Origin of the sequence: Modestobacter versicolor (assembly GCF_041028285.1) — a bacterium.
GTDB classification, from domain to species: Bacteria; Actinomycetota; Actinomycetes; order Mycobacteriales; family Geodermatophilaceae; genus Modestobacter; species Modestobacter versicolor_A.
On sequence record NZ_JABGDB010000003.1, the window covers coordinates 182,708 to 196,554 of the forward strand.

Genomic DNA, 13,847 nt, shown 5'->3' on the forward strand with positions numbered 1-13,847 from the left:
GGCGTTCAGCGCAGACCGATCAGGTGCTGCGCCGCGGCGAAGCCGCCCAGCCCGCTGACGGCGCCGCCGCGCACCGTGCCGCCGGAGGACGCCGCGACCACCCGGGGGTGCGCGGTGGCGACGCCCCAGCTGCCGACCTCGTCGTCCGTGGCGGCCACCGGCCAGGACAGGTCGCCGTGGAAGATGTGCCCGCCCGGCATGGCCAGCGCGGCCTCGACGTCCAGCGGCGAGGACGCCTGCAGGCACGGCCGGCCCCCGGCGTCGCGGGCGAGGCAGCCGGCCAGCGGCTCGGTCAGGTGCTCGTCGAGCTGGGCGACCACCCGGCGCACCGCCTCGTCGCGGGTGCCCACCGGGTCGGCGGCGTAGAGCTCGGCGGGGGTGTGCAGGCCGAACAGCGTCAGCGTGTGCAGCCCGGTGCTGCCGACGATCGACGGGTCGGTGAGGGAGTGGCAGTACACCTCGAAGGGGATGACGTCGGGCAGCTGCCCGGCCGCGGCCCGGGCGTACGCGGCGTCGATCTGCGACGCTGCCTCGTCGACGTGCACGGTGCCGCTGAACACCCGGTGCGGGTCGGCGCCCGACCGCAGCCCGGGCAGCCGCTCCAGCACCATGTTGACCTTCAGCTGCGAGCCCGACGGCCGCGCGGCCGGGGCGGCGCCCAGCAGCTCGTCGAGCACCGCCGGCGCCGCGCCGCTCACCGCGTACGCGCAGTCGGCGGCCGACGTCGTCCCGTCGGCGGCGGTCCAGTGCACCGTGACGCCGTCCGCCCGGGTCTCCACGGCGGTGACCGTCGCCCCGGTGACCAGCTCGGCGCCGGCGGACCGGGCCGCGGTCGCCAGTGCGCCGCTCACCGCGCCCATGCCGCCCACCGGCACCCGCCAGCGGCCGGTGCCGTTGCCCACCAGGTGGTAGAGGAAGCAGCGGCCGGCCAGCCCGTCGGCGGCGTGCACGTCGGCGAAGGTGCCGATCAGCCCGTCGGTCAGCGCGATGCCCCGGACGTCGTCGTCGGCCAGGTGGTCGGCGACCACGTCGGCCAGCGGGCGCTCGCGCAGGTCGTGCCAGATGCCGGGGTCGCGCAGCCGCCCCTCCAGCTCCGCCGCGGCCGGCAGCGGCTCGGTCAGCGTGGGGGCGAGGTCCTCGGCGAGGGTGGCGAGCCGGCCGTAGAACCGCTGCCAGCCGGCCAGCTCGGCGCCGGAGCCGGTGAGCTCGCGGAAGGACGCGGCGGTCGCCGGGCCCTCGTCCCGCTCGACGAGCAGGCCGCGGTGCCGGCCGCCGCGGACCAGTGGCGTGAAGGAGGCCACCGAGCGGTCCAGCAGCCGGACGGGCAGCGCCAGGTCGGTGACGATCCGGTCGGGCAGCAGGCTGACCAGGTAGGAGTACGCCGACAGCCGGACGTCGACCCCCGGGAACACCTGCTGGCTGACCGCCGCGCCGCCGACGACGTCGCGCCGCTCCAGCACGAGCACCGACCAGCCCGCCCGCGCCAGGTAGGCCGCGGCGGTCAGCCCGTTGTGGCCGCCACCGACGACCACGGCGTCGTAGCGGGCCGCGGTCACGCCAGCTCCCGCGCGAAGAAGACCGCGTACGGGTCGTCGACGCCGACGTAGTGCCCGAACGCCTCGACCGGCCGGTAACCCGCCGAGGTGTACAGCGCCACCGCCTCGGGCTGCCGGACGCCGGTCTCCAGCCGCACGGTCGTCCACCCACGGCGCAGCGCCTCGGCCTCCAGCCCGGCGAGCAGCAGCCTGGACACGCCGCGTCCGCGCGCCGCCGGGACGACGTACATCCGCTTGACCTCCGCCTCGGCGCCGGCCAGGGGGCGCAGCGCGCCGCAGCCGATCGGCGTGCCGTCGTCGTCCCGGGCGACCAGCACCACCGCGACGTCCGCGGCCGAGGGGGGCACGCCCGGCTCGCCGGCGCCGTCGTAGCGGACGCGCAGCTCCGCCTGCTGGGCCGTGGTGAGCGCGGCGACGTCCGGGTCGTCCCAGGCGGCGGGGGAGAGGGTCGGCACGGCGGTCATCCTCGCGGGCCGGTGTCCACCTGCTGCAGCAGGCCCCAGACGAAGCGGGCCCGGCGCCCGTCGGGCAGGTGCACCTCCCAGCGGGTCGTCACGCCGGGGTCGACGCCGACCGCCCCGGGCAGGGACGCGACGTCCGCGACGACGTGCTCCCACACCCGCAGCCCCCCGGTCGCCGCGGGCACCGGCGAGCCGGGCGCCCGGACGAGCTGCTCGTGCAGGACCGGTCCGTCCGGGGCGTCCGCCCGGCCGGCGCCGGAGAGGGTCTCCCAGCGCAGGTGCGGCCACAGCGGCAGGGCCCACTGCCGGGCGACCAGGGCCACGTCGCCGATGCGACGCTCGTCACGTCCATCCGGCGGCCCGAGCACCGCGGAGCGCAGCGCGACCCCGCGCGGCGACCGCGCCGCGTGCTGCAGCGACTGCCACCGGGTGTGCGCGGCGTGCGCCTCGGCACGGCTCGCGCCCAGCCGGCGGAGCGCGTCGGTGACCAGGTCGGGGCGCGTGTCGGCCATCCGGCGCAGCAGCACGAGGCAGAACTCGCGCCGTGCCAACCCCCTCATCGCGGCGAGCCTGTGACTCGGTGTGAGCGTGTCGGAGCACACGCCAGGAGTTTGTGCACAAATCCAGCCCAGCCGTTTGTCATCTCCCACCACCCCACCTACGGTGGGCGACGGTCCAGACGGGCAACGCAGTCACCCACCCGGGTGTCGACCGCCAGGACCGCCGCCGAACCACACCGTCCGCAGCGTCACCAGCGGGCACGTGGACCGGGGACCCACCGCAGCACTGGGGTGAAGCAGCGGACCCTCCCGAGGGTCTGCCGCCGGGTGTCTTCCCACCCGAACCCGTCAGCTAACTCGGTAGGCGGCAGGTGGAAGAAAGGACACACCCGCCGAACATGGCGAGTTCGCACCGCACTGCCCGTCGTGGCCGCACCGGCCGTCGGGCCCTCCTCACCCTCGTCGTCGCCGGCGGCGTCGTCCTCGCTCCGCTGCCGGCCGCTGCCGCGCCGGAGCAGGTCGCCACCTCCCAGGAGGCCGCCGCGCTCGTCGCCGAGCGCGCCCACCAACTCGAGGTCGTGACCGAGCAGTTCAACGACGCCCGCGAGTCGCTGAAGAGCGCGCAGGCCGCCGCCGAGGAGGCCGGGGCCGAGGCCGCCGCCGCCGAGGCCACCGTCACCGCCGCCCGCAGCCACGTCGTCGAGGTGGCGCGCAGCGCCTACACCGGCGAGAGCCTGAGCACCCTGCAGGCGATGCTCAGCAGCGACTCGGCCGACGAGCTGCTCGACCGGGTCGGCACCCTGGACACCATCGCCGACCACAACAACGAGCTGCTCGCCGCCGCGCAGCAGGCGACCGCGGACGCCGAGGCCGCGCAGGCCGCCGCGGCCCGGTCCGCCACCGACGCCCAGGCGCAGGTCGACCAGGTCACTGCCCAGCAGGCCGACCTGAACGCCCAGATCGCCGAGTACCAGGCGCAGTACGACCGGCTCTCCGCGCAGGAGAAGGAGGCGGCCCTGGCCGCCGCCGCCGCCGCGCACGCCGCAGAGTCGGCCGCGGCGGCCTCGGCCGCCGCGGAGCGCACGCCCGCCGCCTCGCGCGCCGACCGCCCGGCGGCCGGCCGCACCGGGACCTCGGCCCCGGCGGCGCCCGCCGCACCCGCGGCGCCCGTGGCCGGCAGCAGCGCCGGCGCCACCGCGGTGAACGCCGCGATGGCGCAGCTCGGCAAGCCCTACGTCTGGGCGGCCGCCGGCCCGAGCAGCTTCGACTGCTCCGGCCTGGTGCAGTACGCCTACGCCGCCGCGGGCATCTCGCTGCCGCACTCCAGCCGCGCGCAGGCCGGTGCCGGTCAGGCCGTGTCCCGCGACCAGCTGCAGCCGGGCGACGTGATCGCCTTCTACAGCCCGGTCAGCCACGTCGGCATCTACATCGGCAACGGCCAGATGGTGCACGCCCCGACCTCGGGTGACGTGGTCAAGGTCGTGAGCATCGACTACATGGGCTCGATCACCGCGATGCGCCGCGTCGGCTGAGGCCGCGCACCGCACCCCACCTGCCCCGGTCGCCCCTGGTGACCGGGGCAGCGTGCTGTCCGGGGCAGCGTGCTGTCCGGGGCAGCGTGCTGTCCGGGGTGCGAGCCCGGTCACACCGGCCGCCCCGGCACCATGGCACCCGTCCCGACCCCGGAGCCACCCGCCCCGAGCCACCCGAGGAGCGCCATGCCCGCCGCCCTGACCGACCCGCGGACCGTCGCCCGCGTGTTCCGCGTCGTCGCGATCGCCGAGGCGGTGTCCTGGGTGCTGCTGCTGGCGGGCATGTTCGTCAAGTGGGTGCTGGGCACCTCGGAGCTCGGCGTGCAGCTGGCCGGGCCGGTCCACGGTGCGGTCTTCGTGGCCTACGTGGCCGTCACCCTGGTCGCCTGGCGGGTGCTCCGCTGGTCGCCGGGCACCGCCGTCCTCGCGCTGGCCGCGTCGGTGCCGCCGCTGTGCACCGTGTGGTTCGAGCGCTGGGCGCAGCGCACCGGCCGGCTGCCGGTCGCGGCGGCGCCCTCCGCGCTGGCTGGCTAGCCTCCGCGCATGGCCGAACCGGTGCTCCCCTCGACCGCGCGCACCCTGCTGGCCCGCACCGCGCGGGTCCAGCGGGACGGCCGGGCGCCCAGCCTGGTCGCCGGCATCGTCCGGGACGGCGCGCTGGCCTGGTCCGCCGGCCGCGGCGACGTCGGCGAGCCGCACACCGACGTCCAGTACCGGCTGGGCTCGATCAGCAAGACCGTCACCGCGGTGGCGGTGATGCGGCTGCGCGACGAGGGCCGGCTGGGCCTCGACGACCCGCTCGAGCGGCACGTGCCGGGCACGCCGCTGGGCGACCGGACCGTCGGCCAGCTGCTCTCCCACCTCGCCGGCGCCACCTCGGAGAGCCCCGGCGGCTGGTGGGAGCGGGTCCCCGGCGGCCCGCTGGCCGACCTGCACCTCACCGGGGACGACGTCGTGCTCGGCGCCGCCCGCCGCTTCCACTACTCCAACCTCGGGTTCGGCCTGCTCGGCGAGCTGGTCGCCCGGCACCGGGGCCGGGCCTGGGCCGACGTCGTCCGGGACGAGGTGCTCGCGCCGCTGGGCATGACCCGCACCGACCCGCGGCCCACCGGCCGGGCGGCGCAGGGCTCGGCGGTGCACCCGTGGGCCGACGTCGTGCTGCCCGAGCCCGAGCACGACGCCGGGGTGATGGCCGCGGCCGGCCAGCTCTGGGCCACCCTCGCCGACCTCGGCCGGTTCGCCTCGTTCCTGCTGGGCGACACCGGCGACGTGCTCTCCCCGGCGACGCTGGAGGAGATGACCGTGCCCGCGGGCGTGGACTCCTCGGCCCCGGGCTGGTCGGCGTACGGGCTGGGGGTGCAGGTGCTCCGGGTCGACGGCCAGGTGCTCGTCGGCCACGGCGGCTCGATGCCCGGCTTCCTGGCCGGGGTCTTCGTCGACCGTGCCGAGCAGGCCGGCGGGCTGATGCTGGCCAACACGACCAGCGGGCTGGACCTGCTCGTGCCCGGGCTGCTGGCCGACCTGCGCGCCGCCGAACCGAGGGTGGTCGAGGCCTGGACGCCGTCCCCGCCGCCGGTGCCGCTGGACCTGCTGGGCGTCTGGTTCTGGGGTCCGGCGCCGCACGTGCTGCGGGCCGAGGCCGGCGGGCTGCTGCACCTCGGGCCGATGCCCGGGCGCGGCGGGCGGGCCAGCCGCTTCGCGCCCCGCGCGGACGGCACCTGGGTCGGGCTGGACGGCTACTACGCGGGCGAGACGCTGCGCATCGCACCGGACCACCTGGACCTGGCGACCTTCGTCCTCACCCGCACCCCCTACGACCCGGAGGCCCCGGTGCCCGGCGGGGTGGACGAGCGCGGCTGGACCTGAGCGGTCGGACGGAGGCGGCGACCGCTCAGCGGTCGAAGGCGTCCATGGTCGTCCGCACGACGACGGCGTAGGCCAGGTGCGGCACGAGGTCGCTGACCCAGTCGGTGGCCGACCAGGTGCGCGGGTCGGTGATGCCGAGGGCGGTCATCGGGCCGTTCGCCGCCACCAGCACGCCCACGGTGGTGAGCGCGGTCCCGACCAGCGGGCTGCTGCGGAAGCCGGCGGCCCGGGCCAGGCCGGCCAGCACGCCGACGCCCACGCCCGCCACCAGGCCGGTCAGGGGTCCGAGCCCCTGCACCCGGTTGTCGCGGACCTCGCCCTCGCCGGGGATCGGGACGTGCGCCTTGCCGGCCAGCGCCTCCACGGTCTGCTCCGGCGTGGAGCTGCTGCCGCGGCCGCGGACGGCCATGTCCAGGTAGGTGACCGCGTTCAGCGCCGTCGACCCGGCCGCGCCGGCGGCGGCGCCGCGCAGCACCCACCCGAGGGTGCTGGTCCGGGTCCGGCCGGCGCCGATCGTCCGCGCGAGGGTGGTGGTGAGGGCCATGGCCGCGGCTACCCGGGTGGCGCGGGGGCCGAAACCGGCCGCACGCTGGAGGGGTGGACGACGTCGACCGGCAGCTGGAGCGGACGATCGACGCGCTGCTCGACCAGCGCCGGGACGGCGCCACGATCTGCCCGTCGGAGGCCGCCCGCGCCGTCGACCCCGAGGACTGGCGGGCGCTGATGCCGGCGGCCCGGGACGCGGCCGGCCGGCTGGCGGCGGCCGGGGCGGTGCAGGTGACCCAGCGCGGGGAGGTCGTCGACGTCGCGACCGCCCGCGGCCCGGTGCGGATCCGCCGTCCGCGCTGAGCTCAGCCCTCCGGCGCGGGGCGGGGCGCCCCGGCGGCGCGCTCCAGCAGCGGCGTCATCCGGTGGTCGACGAAGCGCCGCAGCGCCAGGTTGGTGTCGGTGCGCTGGACGCCGGGGATGGCCAGCACCTGCTCGGTGATCCGCCACAGGTCGTCGGCGTCGACGGCCACCACCTGCACGAGCAGGTCGGCGACCCCGGACAGGCCGGTGACCTCCAGCACCTCCGGGATGGCCGCCAGCGCGTCGGCGACGTCGGACAGGCTGCGCTGCACCACCTGCACCGTCACGTACGCGCCCAGCCGGTAGCCCAGCGCCTCGGGACGCACCCGGCGCTCGAAGGCCGCGAGCACGCCGGTGGACTCGAGTCGCACCAGCCGGGCCTGCACGGTGTTGCGGGCGAGCCCGAGCTGCTGCGCCAGCGACAGCACCGTGGCCCGCGGGTCCTCCGACAGGGCGAGGAGCAGCCGGGCGTCGGTGGCGTCCAGGCGGTCGGGGCTGGCGGGCACGTTGCTCAGTCTGACATGCGTGGACGTCCTAGTACCGGTCATCGTGCGCACTCACCGGGGCGGAGGTTGCGCAGATCGGCTCCGTGGTGATCTGCTCCACAAGCGGTTCCGGCGTGCCACGATGTGTGAGTGGCGCCACATCCCGGTGCTGCTAGGACGTCCACCGACGGGCGCCCGGTGACCCCGGCACCCGCGAGACGGCGAGGAGATCGGCATGAGCACGCTGTCGCAGACCACCGAGGTGGTCGACCCCGTCCCCGGGGCCGGCGCACCGCACCTGCCCGGGCAGCCCGACCTGGTGCAGCTGCTCACCCCGGAGGGCGAGCGGGTCGAGCACCCCGACCACCCGCTGGACGTCTCCGACGACGAGCTGCGCTCCCTGTACCGCGACCTCGCGCTCGTGCGCCGCTGGGACGTCGAGGCCACCGCCCTGCAGCGCCAGGGCGAGCTGGGCATCTGGGCGTCGCTGCTGGGCCAGGAGGCCGCCCAGGTCGGCGCCGGCCGGGCGCTGGCCGCCGACGACATGGCCTTCCCCACCTACCGCGAGCACGGTGTGGCGTGGACCCGGGGCGTCGACCCGCTGGACGTGATCAGCCTGTTCCGCGGCGTCGACCAGGGCGGCTGGGACCCGGTGGAGCGGCGGTTCAACCTCTACACCGTGGTCATCGGGGCGCAGACCCTGCACGCCACCGGGTACGCGATGGGCCTGCAGCGCGACAGCGCGGAGGACGCCGCGCTGGCGTTCCTCGGCGACGGCGCGACCAGCCAGGGCGAGGTGAACGAGGCGATGATCTGGGCCGCCACGTTCTCGGCCCCGGTCGTCTTCTTCTGCCAGAACAACCAGTACGCCATCAGCGTGCCGATCGAGCGGCAGTCGCGGGTGCCGCTGTTCCGCCGGGCCGCGGGCTTCGGGTTCCCCGGCGTCCGGGTCGACGGCAACGACGTCCTCGCCGTCCTGGCCGTCACCCGGTCCGCGCTCGCCGCCGCCCGCGAGGGCCAGGGGCCGACCTTCATCGAGGCGTTCACCTACCGGATGGGCGCGCACACCACCTCCGACGACCCCACCCGCTACCGGCTCGCCAGCGAGCTGGAGGAGTGGAAGCTGCGCGACCCCATCGCCCGGCTCAAGGCGTACCTGTCCCGGTCGGGGATCGCCGACGCCGGCTTCTTCGCCGGGATCGAGGCCGAGGGCGACGAGCTGGCGGCCCACATCCGGAAGGGCACGCTGGAGATGCCCGACCCGGCCGGCACCGAGATCTTCGACCACGTCTACGCCGAGCAGACCCCCGAGCTGGCCCGCCAGCGCGCGGAGTTCGTGGCCTACCACGCCAGCTTCGAGGGAGAGGGTCACTGATGTCCGAGACGCTCACCATCGGCAAGGCGCTCAACCTCGGCCTGCGCCGGGCGATGGAGGACGACGCCAAGGTCGTGCTGATGGGCGAGGACATCGGCCGGCTCGGCGGGGTCTTCCGGATCACCGACGGCCTGCAGAAGGACTTCGGCGAGGCCCGGGTCGTCGACACCCCGCTCGCGGAGGCCGGCATCCTCGGCACCGCCGTGGGCCTGGCGATGCGCGGCTACCGGCCGGTCTGCGAGATCCAGTTCGACGGGTTCGTCTTCCCCGCCTACAACCAGATCGTCACCCAGGTCGCCAAGATCCACGCCCGGTCCAAGGGCCGGCTGCCGATGCCGATCGTCATCCGCATCCCCTTCGGTGGCGGCATCGGCGCCGTCGAGCACCACAGCGAGAGCCCCGAGGCGTACTTCGCGCACACGGCGGGCCTCAAGGTGGTCGCGGTCAGCTCACCGGCCGACGCCTACTGGGGGATCCAGCAGGCGGTCGCCCACCCCGACCCGGTCGTCTTCCTCGAGCCGAAGCGGCGGTACTGGGAGAAGGGGCAGGTCGACACCGGGGCCACCCCCGGCGCGCTGTTCTCATCCCGGGTGGTGCGCGGTGGCGACGACGTCACCGTGCTGGCCTACGGCCCGATGGTGAAGACCGCGCTGCAGGCCGCCGAGGCCGCCGCGGAGGAGGGCCGGTCGCTCGAGGTCATCGACCTGCACACGCTCTCGCCGCTGGACCTGGAGCCGGTCTACGAGTCGGTGCGCCGCACCGGGCGGTGCGTCGTGGTGCACGAGGCCCCGACCACCCTGGGCCTCGGTGCGGAGATCGCCGCCCGGGTCACCGAGACCTGCTTCCACTCGCTCGAGGCGCCGGTGCTGCGGGTCGGTGGCTACGACACGCCCTACCCGCCGTCCAAGTTGGAGGAGGAGTACCTCCCCGACCTCGACCGCGTGCTCGACGCCGTCGACCGATCGCTGGGGTTCTGATGGCCGACCTGCGCCAGTTCAAGCTGCCCGACGTCGGCGAGGGCCTCACCGAGGGCGAGATCCTGTCCTGGCTGGTCGCCGTCGGCGACACCGTCGTGGTGAACCAGCCGCTGTGCGAGGTCGAGACGGCCAAGGCCGCCGTCGAGCTGCCCAGCCCGTTCGCCGGCACGGTCACCGCGCTGCACTTCGAGCCGGGGACGACGGTCGACGTCGGCGCCCCGATCATCACCATCGACGTCGGTGGGGACGGCGCGACGGCCGGCGGTGCGACCGCACCGGCCACTGCACCCGAGCCCACCGCGCCCACCGGCTCCGGGCTGATCGGCGAGACGAACGCCAACGGCCGGACCGCGGTGCTGGTCGGCTACGGCCCGCGCAGCACCGAGGCGCGGCGCCGGCCCCGGCGCACGGGCGAGGCCGCGGCCGCCCGCGCCACCGCACCGCAGGTCCTCCCCGAGGCCGACTACGGCTCGGGGTCCGACCGGCCGCCGTTGCTGGCCACCGCCCCGGACGCGACGGTGAAGCCGGTGCGGCACGGCGGGCTGGAGACCGGCCGGGCCGCCGAGGCGCACCTCGCCGGCGCCGACGCCGCCCCGGCGCCGGTCGTCCCGGCCGCCCCGGGCCGTGGCGCCCTGCGCCCGCTGGCCAAGCCGCCGGTGCGCAAGTACGCCAAGGACCTCGGCATCGACCTGGCCTCGGTCACCGGCACCGGCGAGGGCGGGGTGATCACCCGCGCCGACGTCGACGCGGCGCGCAGCGCGGTGGCGCCTGCCCCGGCGCCCAGCGTGGTGCGGACGGCCGCAGCCGGGGACACCCGGATCCCGGTCAAGGGCGTCCGCAAGCACACCGCCGCGGCGATGGTGGCCAGCGCGTTCACCGCGCCGCACGTCACCGAGTTCCTCACCGTCGACGTCACCCGCACCATGAAGCTCCGCGAGCGGCTCGCCGCCCGGCCGGAGCTCGCCGGGGTCAAGGTCAGCCCGCTGCTGTTCGTGGCCAAGGCCGTCCTGCTCGCCGCGCAGCGGCACCCGATGGTCAACAGCTCCTGGGACGAGGCGGCGCAGGAGATCGTCGTCCACGGCGCGGTGAACCTCGGCATCGCGGCGGCCACGCCGCGCGGCCTCGTCGTCCCCAACGTCAAGGACGCCGGCCGGCTCTCCCTCGTGGAGCTGGCCGGGGCGCTGGCCGACCTCACCGCCACCGCCCGCGCCGGGCGGACCCCGCCCGCAGACATGTCCGGCGGCACGCTGACCATCACCAACGTCGGGGTGTTCGGCGTCGACACCGGGACGCCGATCCTCAACCCCGGCGAGTCGGCGATCCTGGCCTTCGGGGCGGTCCGGGACACGCCGTGGGTGCACAAGGGCAAGGTCGTGCCGCGCAAGGTCACCACCCTGGCGCTGTCCTTCGACCACCGCGTCATCGACGGGGAGCTCGGCTCGCGCTTCCTCGCCGACGTCGGCGCCCTGCTGCACGACCCCGGCACGGCGCTGGTCTTCTGAGGCGTCCGGCCGGTCGGCGGCGCTAGCGTGCCCTGGTGACCGACCTCGACCGGCTGCTGTCCTTCGCCGCCCGCTCCCGCGTCGCCGGCGGGTTCGGGTACGCCGGCGACGACGGCGCCGTGCTGCCCGATCGGCCGGTCGAGACCTGGATCAGCGCCCGGATGACCCACGTGTTCGGGCTGGCCACGCTGCTCGGCCGCGCCGGCGCGGCCGAGCTGGCCGCCCACGGCGTCACGGAACTGCGCCACGGCCCGCTGCACGACGCCGGGCACGGCGGCTGGCGGGCGGCCACCGACGACGACACCAAGGCCGCCTACGTGCACGCGTTCGTGGTGCTGGCCGGCGCCACCGCCACCGCGGCCGGCATCGACGGCGGCCGGCCGCTGCTGGACGAGGCGCTGGAGGTCTGGGAGCAGCGCTTCTGGGACGACGACGAGGGGCTGGCCCGGGAGTCCTTCGACCGCTCCTGGACGACGTCGGAGGACTACCGGGGCGCCAACGCCAACATGCACGGGGTCGAGGCGGCGCTGGCCGCGGCCGACGCCCTGGCCCCGACCGACCCGGGCACCGCGGCGCGGCTGCGCAGCCACGCGCTGCGGGCGACCGAGCGGATCGTGCACGGCTGGGCGCGGGAGCGCGACTGGCGGCTGCCCGAGCACTTCACGCCCCGCTGGCAGCCGCTGCCGGAGTTCAACCGCGACCACCCGGCCGACCCGTTCCGGCCCTACGGCGTCACCGTCGGCCACCAGTTCGAGTGGGCGCGGCTGTGCCTGCACCTGGCCGCGGCGCTGGGCGAGCACGCCCCCGGCTGGCTGCACACCGACGCCGACCGGCTCTTCCTCGCCGCCACCGAGCGGGGATGGGCCGCCGACGGGCACGAGGGCTTCCCGTACACGCTGGACTGGGAAGACCGCCCGGTGGTCGGCGCCCGGATGCACTGGGTGGTCTGCGAGGCGGTCGCCGCGGCGGCGGTGCGCTACGCGGTGACCGGCGACCCGCGGGCGCTCACCCTGCAGCGCCGGTGGGCCGACCACGGCGAGCGGCGCTTCCTCGACCCCGCCGTGGGCAGCTGGCACCACGAGCTGACCCCCGAGGGCGCTGTCGGCACCGGCACCTGGGCCGGCAAGCCGGACGCCTACCACCTGGTGCAGATGCTGCTGCTGCCCGGCCGCCCCGTCCGGGGCAGCGTCACCGGCGCGGTGCTCGCCTCCCGCTGACGGCCCCGCCGCCGGACCGGGGCTGCGGGGCGGCGGATGAGTGGTGCACGACCGGGTGGGGCATGGAGCCGGTCATGACCTCGACCACCCCCCTGCGCGCCCTCGCGCTCACCTGCAGCCTCAAGCCGTCCCCCGCGCCGTCCAGCACCGACCTGATCGCCCGCCAGGTGCTCGACGCCCTGGCCGAGCACGGGGTCGAGGGCGAGCTGGTCCGGGTGGTCGACCACGACGTCAAGCCCGGCGTCGAGGTCGACATGGGCGAGGGCGACGCCTGGCCGGCCATCCGGGCCAAGATCCTGGCCAGCGACGTGCTGCTGATCGCCACCCCCACCTGGGTCGGCCAGATGAGCAGCGTCGCCAACCGGGTGGTGGAGCGGCTGGACGCCGAGATCTCCGAGACCGACGACGAGGGCCGCCCGCTCACCGCCGGCAAGGTCGGCATCGTCGCCGTCGTCGGCAACGAGGACGGCGCGCACAAGATCTGCGCCGACCTGTTCCAGGCGCTGGACGACGTCGGGTTCACCGTCCCGTCGCAGGGCGCCACCTACTGGAACGGCGAGGCGATGCACGGCACCGACTACCAGGACCTCGACGAGACGCCGGAGGCCGTGGCGACCACCACGGCCACGCTGGCCCGCAACACCGCCCACCTGGCGCGGCTGCTCAAGGCGGCGCCGTACCCGCCGGCGCCCTGACCGGTCACCCCGCGGGGAACAGCCAGCCCAGGCTGCGTCGGGCGGCCGCACCGTGGGCCGCCCGGCCGGCCCGGTGGCCGGGCTCCCGGGACCAGGCCAGGTCCTCCAGCGCCGCGCACCGGGCAAAGAACGCGACCCGGTCGTGGTCGGGGGCGTCCGGCCCGTAGGTGGCCAGCAGCCGGTCGAGGAAGTCCGGGCCGAAGTCCCGGTAGGGGCGGGCCAGGTCCAGCGCCGGGTCGGTGGCCGCGGCGTCGGACCAGTCGAGCACCCCGGTCAGCCGGTCGCCGTCGGCGAGCAGGTGCTCGGCACCCAGGTCGGCGTGCGCGAGCACCCGGCGTCCGCCGGGCGGGGGCACCGTGGCGTGCAGGACGTCGAGCAGCTCCGGAGGGCCGGTGAGGCCGGTCAGCCAGTCGTGCGGGTCGGCCTCCTCGACCGGCACCAGCCCGGCCGGGTCGACGGCGTGCAGCTCGCGGAGGAAGCGGCCGAGCTGCCGCGCCTGCGCCGGGGTGCCGGCGTGCCCGAGCAGCGGCCGGCCCGGCAGCAGCCGGTAGGCCAGCACACCGTCGTCCGGGTCGGCGAACACCGGCTCGGGGACGGCGAGCGGCAGCCGCGGGACCAGCGCGCGCAGCAACCGGGCCTCGCCCACGACGTCCGGTCCGCGGCTGACCCGCAGCACCAGGTCGCCGGCGAGGAACGCGGTGTTGTCCAGCCCCGACCCGAGCTCCTGCAGCCCACCGGCTGACCCGGCGTGCCGGCGCAGCGCCCGGGCGGCCCGGTCCCGGCTCGTGCCCTCCACCGCGCCCAGCATGGCACCACAGCGGGCTCTGCGGGA

15 protein-coding genes and 1 riboswitch are annotated in these 13,847 nt (G+C 76.3%); of the genes, 9 read left to right on the forward strand and 6 right to left on the reverse strand.

The window, feature by feature from the left end; translation table 11 throughout:
- Window positions 1–5: 5 nt before the first annotated feature.
- The 3 genes from HL054_RS12120 to HL054_RS12130 are packed head-to-tail and all read right to left on the reverse strand — an operon-like array spanning window position 6 to window position 2,577.
- Complete coding sequence (locus tag HL054_RS12120) at window positions 6–1,556, reverse strand: phytoene desaturase family protein (RefSeq protein ID WP_369139263.1); 1,551 nt, start codon at window positions 1,554–1,556, stop codon at window positions 6–8.
- Complete coding sequence (locus HL054_RS12125) at window positions 1,553–2,011, reverse strand: GNAT family N-acetyltransferase (protein ID WP_369139264.1); 459 nt, start codon at window positions 2,009–2,011, stop codon at window positions 1,553–1,555. Before HL054_RS12125 ends, HL054_RS12120 begins: the two co-directional genes overlap by 4 nt.
- A gap of 5 nt (window positions 2,012–2,016) precedes the next feature.
- Window positions 2,017–2,577: a hypothetical protein gene (locus HL054_RS12130; protein ID WP_369139265.1), complete on the reverse strand. Its 561-nt coding sequence runs from the start codon at window positions 2,575–2,577 to the stop codon at window positions 2,017–2,019.
- A gap of 154 nt (window positions 2,578–2,731) precedes the next feature.
- Window positions 2,732–2,899, forward strand: a riboswitch (cyclic di-AMP (ydaO/yuaA leader).
- 16 nt (window positions 2,900–2,915) lie between these two features.
- On the opposite strand from HL054_RS12130, the gene HL054_RS12135 reads away from it, so the two are divergent.
- The 3 genes from HL054_RS12135 to HL054_RS12145 all read left to right on the forward strand — a co-directional run bounded on the left by HL054_RS12135 (window position 2,916) and on the right by HL054_RS12145 (window position 5,915).
- On the forward strand, window positions 2,916–4,049 hold the full coding sequence (locus tag HL054_RS12135; protein ID WP_369139266.1) for a C40 family peptidase: 1,134 nt from the start codon (window positions 2,916–2,918) through the stop codon (window positions 4,047–4,049).
- A gap of 186 nt (window positions 4,050–4,235) precedes the next feature.
- Complete coding sequence (locus tag HL054_RS12140; RefSeq protein ID WP_369139267.1) at window positions 4,236–4,583, forward strand: DUF3817 domain-containing protein; 348 nt, start codon at window positions 4,236–4,238, stop codon at window positions 4,581–4,583.
- 9 nt (window positions 4,584–4,592) lie between these two features.
- Window positions 4,593–5,915: a serine hydrolase domain-containing protein gene (locus HL054_RS12145; RefSeq protein WP_369139268.1), complete on the forward strand. Its 1,323-nt coding sequence runs from the start codon at window positions 4,593–4,595 to the stop codon at window positions 5,913–5,915.
- A 25-nt stretch (window positions 5,916–5,940) separates the two neighbouring features.
- Here the strand turns inward: HL054_RS12145 and HL054_RS12150 are convergent, their stop codons facing one another.
- Window positions 5,941–6,459 carry a hypothetical protein gene (locus tag HL054_RS12150; RefSeq protein WP_369139269.1) on the reverse strand — a complete coding sequence of 173 codons (519 nt, stop codon included), beginning with the start codon at window positions 6,457–6,459 and terminating at the stop codon, window positions 5,941–5,943.
- 53 nt (window positions 6,460–6,512) lie between these two features.
- On the opposite strand from HL054_RS12150, the gene HL054_RS12155 reads away from it, so the two are divergent.
- Complete coding sequence (locus HL054_RS12155; RefSeq protein ID WP_369139270.1) at window positions 6,513–6,764, forward strand: DUF3253 domain-containing protein; 252 nt, start codon at window positions 6,513–6,515, stop codon at window positions 6,762–6,764.
- Between the two features lie 2 nt (window positions 6,765–6,766).
- On the opposite strand, the gene HL054_RS12160 is transcribed toward HL054_RS12155, so the two are convergent.
- Window positions 6,767–7,270 carry an Lrp/AsnC family transcriptional regulator gene (locus HL054_RS12160; protein WP_369139271.1) on the reverse strand — a complete coding sequence of 168 codons (504 nt, stop codon included), beginning with the start codon at window positions 7,268–7,270 and terminating at the stop codon, window positions 6,767–6,769.
- A 214-nt stretch (window positions 7,271–7,484) separates the two neighbouring features.
- On the opposite strand from HL054_RS12160, the gene pdhA reads away from it, so the two are divergent.
- The 5 genes from pdhA (at window position 7,485) to HL054_RS12185 (ending at window position 13,015) form a co-directional block, all read left to right on the forward strand.
- On the forward strand, window positions 7,485–8,624 hold the full coding sequence (gene pdhA / locus HL054_RS12165) for a pyruvate dehydrogenase (acetyl-transferring) E1 component subunit alpha (RefSeq protein ID WP_369139272.1): 1,140 nt from the start codon (window positions 7,485–7,487) through the stop codon (window positions 8,622–8,624).
- Entirely contained in the window at window positions 8,624–9,601 is a 978-nt protein-coding gene (locus tag HL054_RS12170; RefSeq protein WP_369139273.1) for an alpha-ketoacid dehydrogenase subunit beta, read from the forward strand. The genes pdhA and HL054_RS12170 overlap by 1 nt, the downstream gene beginning before the upstream one ends.
- Window positions 9,601–11,103: a dihydrolipoamide acetyltransferase family protein gene (locus HL054_RS12175; RefSeq protein WP_369139274.1), complete on the forward strand. Its 1,503-nt coding sequence runs from the start codon at window positions 9,601–9,603 to the stop codon at window positions 11,101–11,103. The genes HL054_RS12170 and HL054_RS12175 overlap by 1 nt, the downstream gene beginning before the upstream one ends.
- 35 nt (window positions 11,104–11,138) lie before the next feature.
- Entirely contained in the window at window positions 11,139–12,320 is a 1,182-nt protein-coding gene (locus tag HL054_RS12180) for an AGE family epimerase/isomerase (RefSeq protein WP_369139275.1), read from the forward strand.
- A gap of 74 nt (window positions 12,321–12,394) precedes the next feature.
- Window positions 12,395–13,015, forward strand: coding sequence for a flavodoxin family protein (locus HL054_RS12185; RefSeq protein WP_369139276.1), 621 nt, complete (start codon window positions 12,395–12,397; stop codon window positions 13,013–13,015).
- 4 nt (window positions 13,016–13,019) lie between these two features.
- Here HL054_RS12185 and HL054_RS12190 read toward each other — a convergent pair whose 3' ends face one another.
- A complete protein-coding gene (locus HL054_RS12190; RefSeq protein WP_369139277.1) occupies window positions 13,020–13,811 on the reverse strand; it encodes a phosphotransferase in 792 nt (263 codons plus the stop codon).
- Between the last annotated feature and the right edge of the window lie 36 nt (window positions 13,812–13,847).

What these genes read in the sequence shown, in the direction of transcription:
- HL054_RS12150 (WP_369139269.1), bottom strand. Translation starts at nt 6,459, where the DNA reads ATGGCCCTCACCACCACCCTCGCGCGGACGATCGGCGCCGGCCGGACC.
- HL054_RS12145 (WP_369139268.1), top strand. Translation starts at nt 4,593, where the DNA reads ATGGCCGAACCGGTGCTCCCCTCGACCGCGCGCACCCTGCTGGCCCGC.
- HL054_RS12135 (WP_369139266.1), top strand. Translation starts at nt 2,916, where the DNA reads ATGGCGAGTTCGCACCGCACTGCCCGTCGTGGCCGCACCGGCCGTCGG.
- HL054_RS12140 (WP_369139267.1), top strand. Translation starts at nt 4,236, where the DNA reads ATGCCCGCCGCCCTGACCGACCCGCGGACCGTCGCCCGCGTGTTCCGC.
- HL054_RS12175 (WP_369139274.1), top strand. Translation starts at nt 9,601, where the DNA reads ATGGCCGACCTGCGCCAGTTCAAGCTGCCCGACGTCGGCGAGGGCCTC.
- HL054_RS12170 (WP_369139273.1), top strand. Translation starts at nt 8,624, where the DNA reads ATGTCCGAGACGCTCACCATCGGCAAGGCGCTCAACCTCGGCCTGCGC.
- HL054_RS12185 (WP_369139276.1), top strand. Translation starts at nt 12,395, where the DNA reads ATGACCTCGACCACCCCCCTGCGCGCCCTCGCGCTCACCTGCAGCCTC.
- HL054_RS12130 (WP_369139265.1), bottom strand. Translation starts at nt 2,577, where the DNA reads ATGAGGGGGTTGGCACGGCGCGAGTTCTGCCTCGTGCTGCTGCGCCGG.
- pdhA (WP_369139272.1), top strand. Translation starts at nt 7,485, where the DNA reads ATGAGCACGCTGTCGCAGACCACCGAGGTGGTCGACCCCGTCCCCGGG.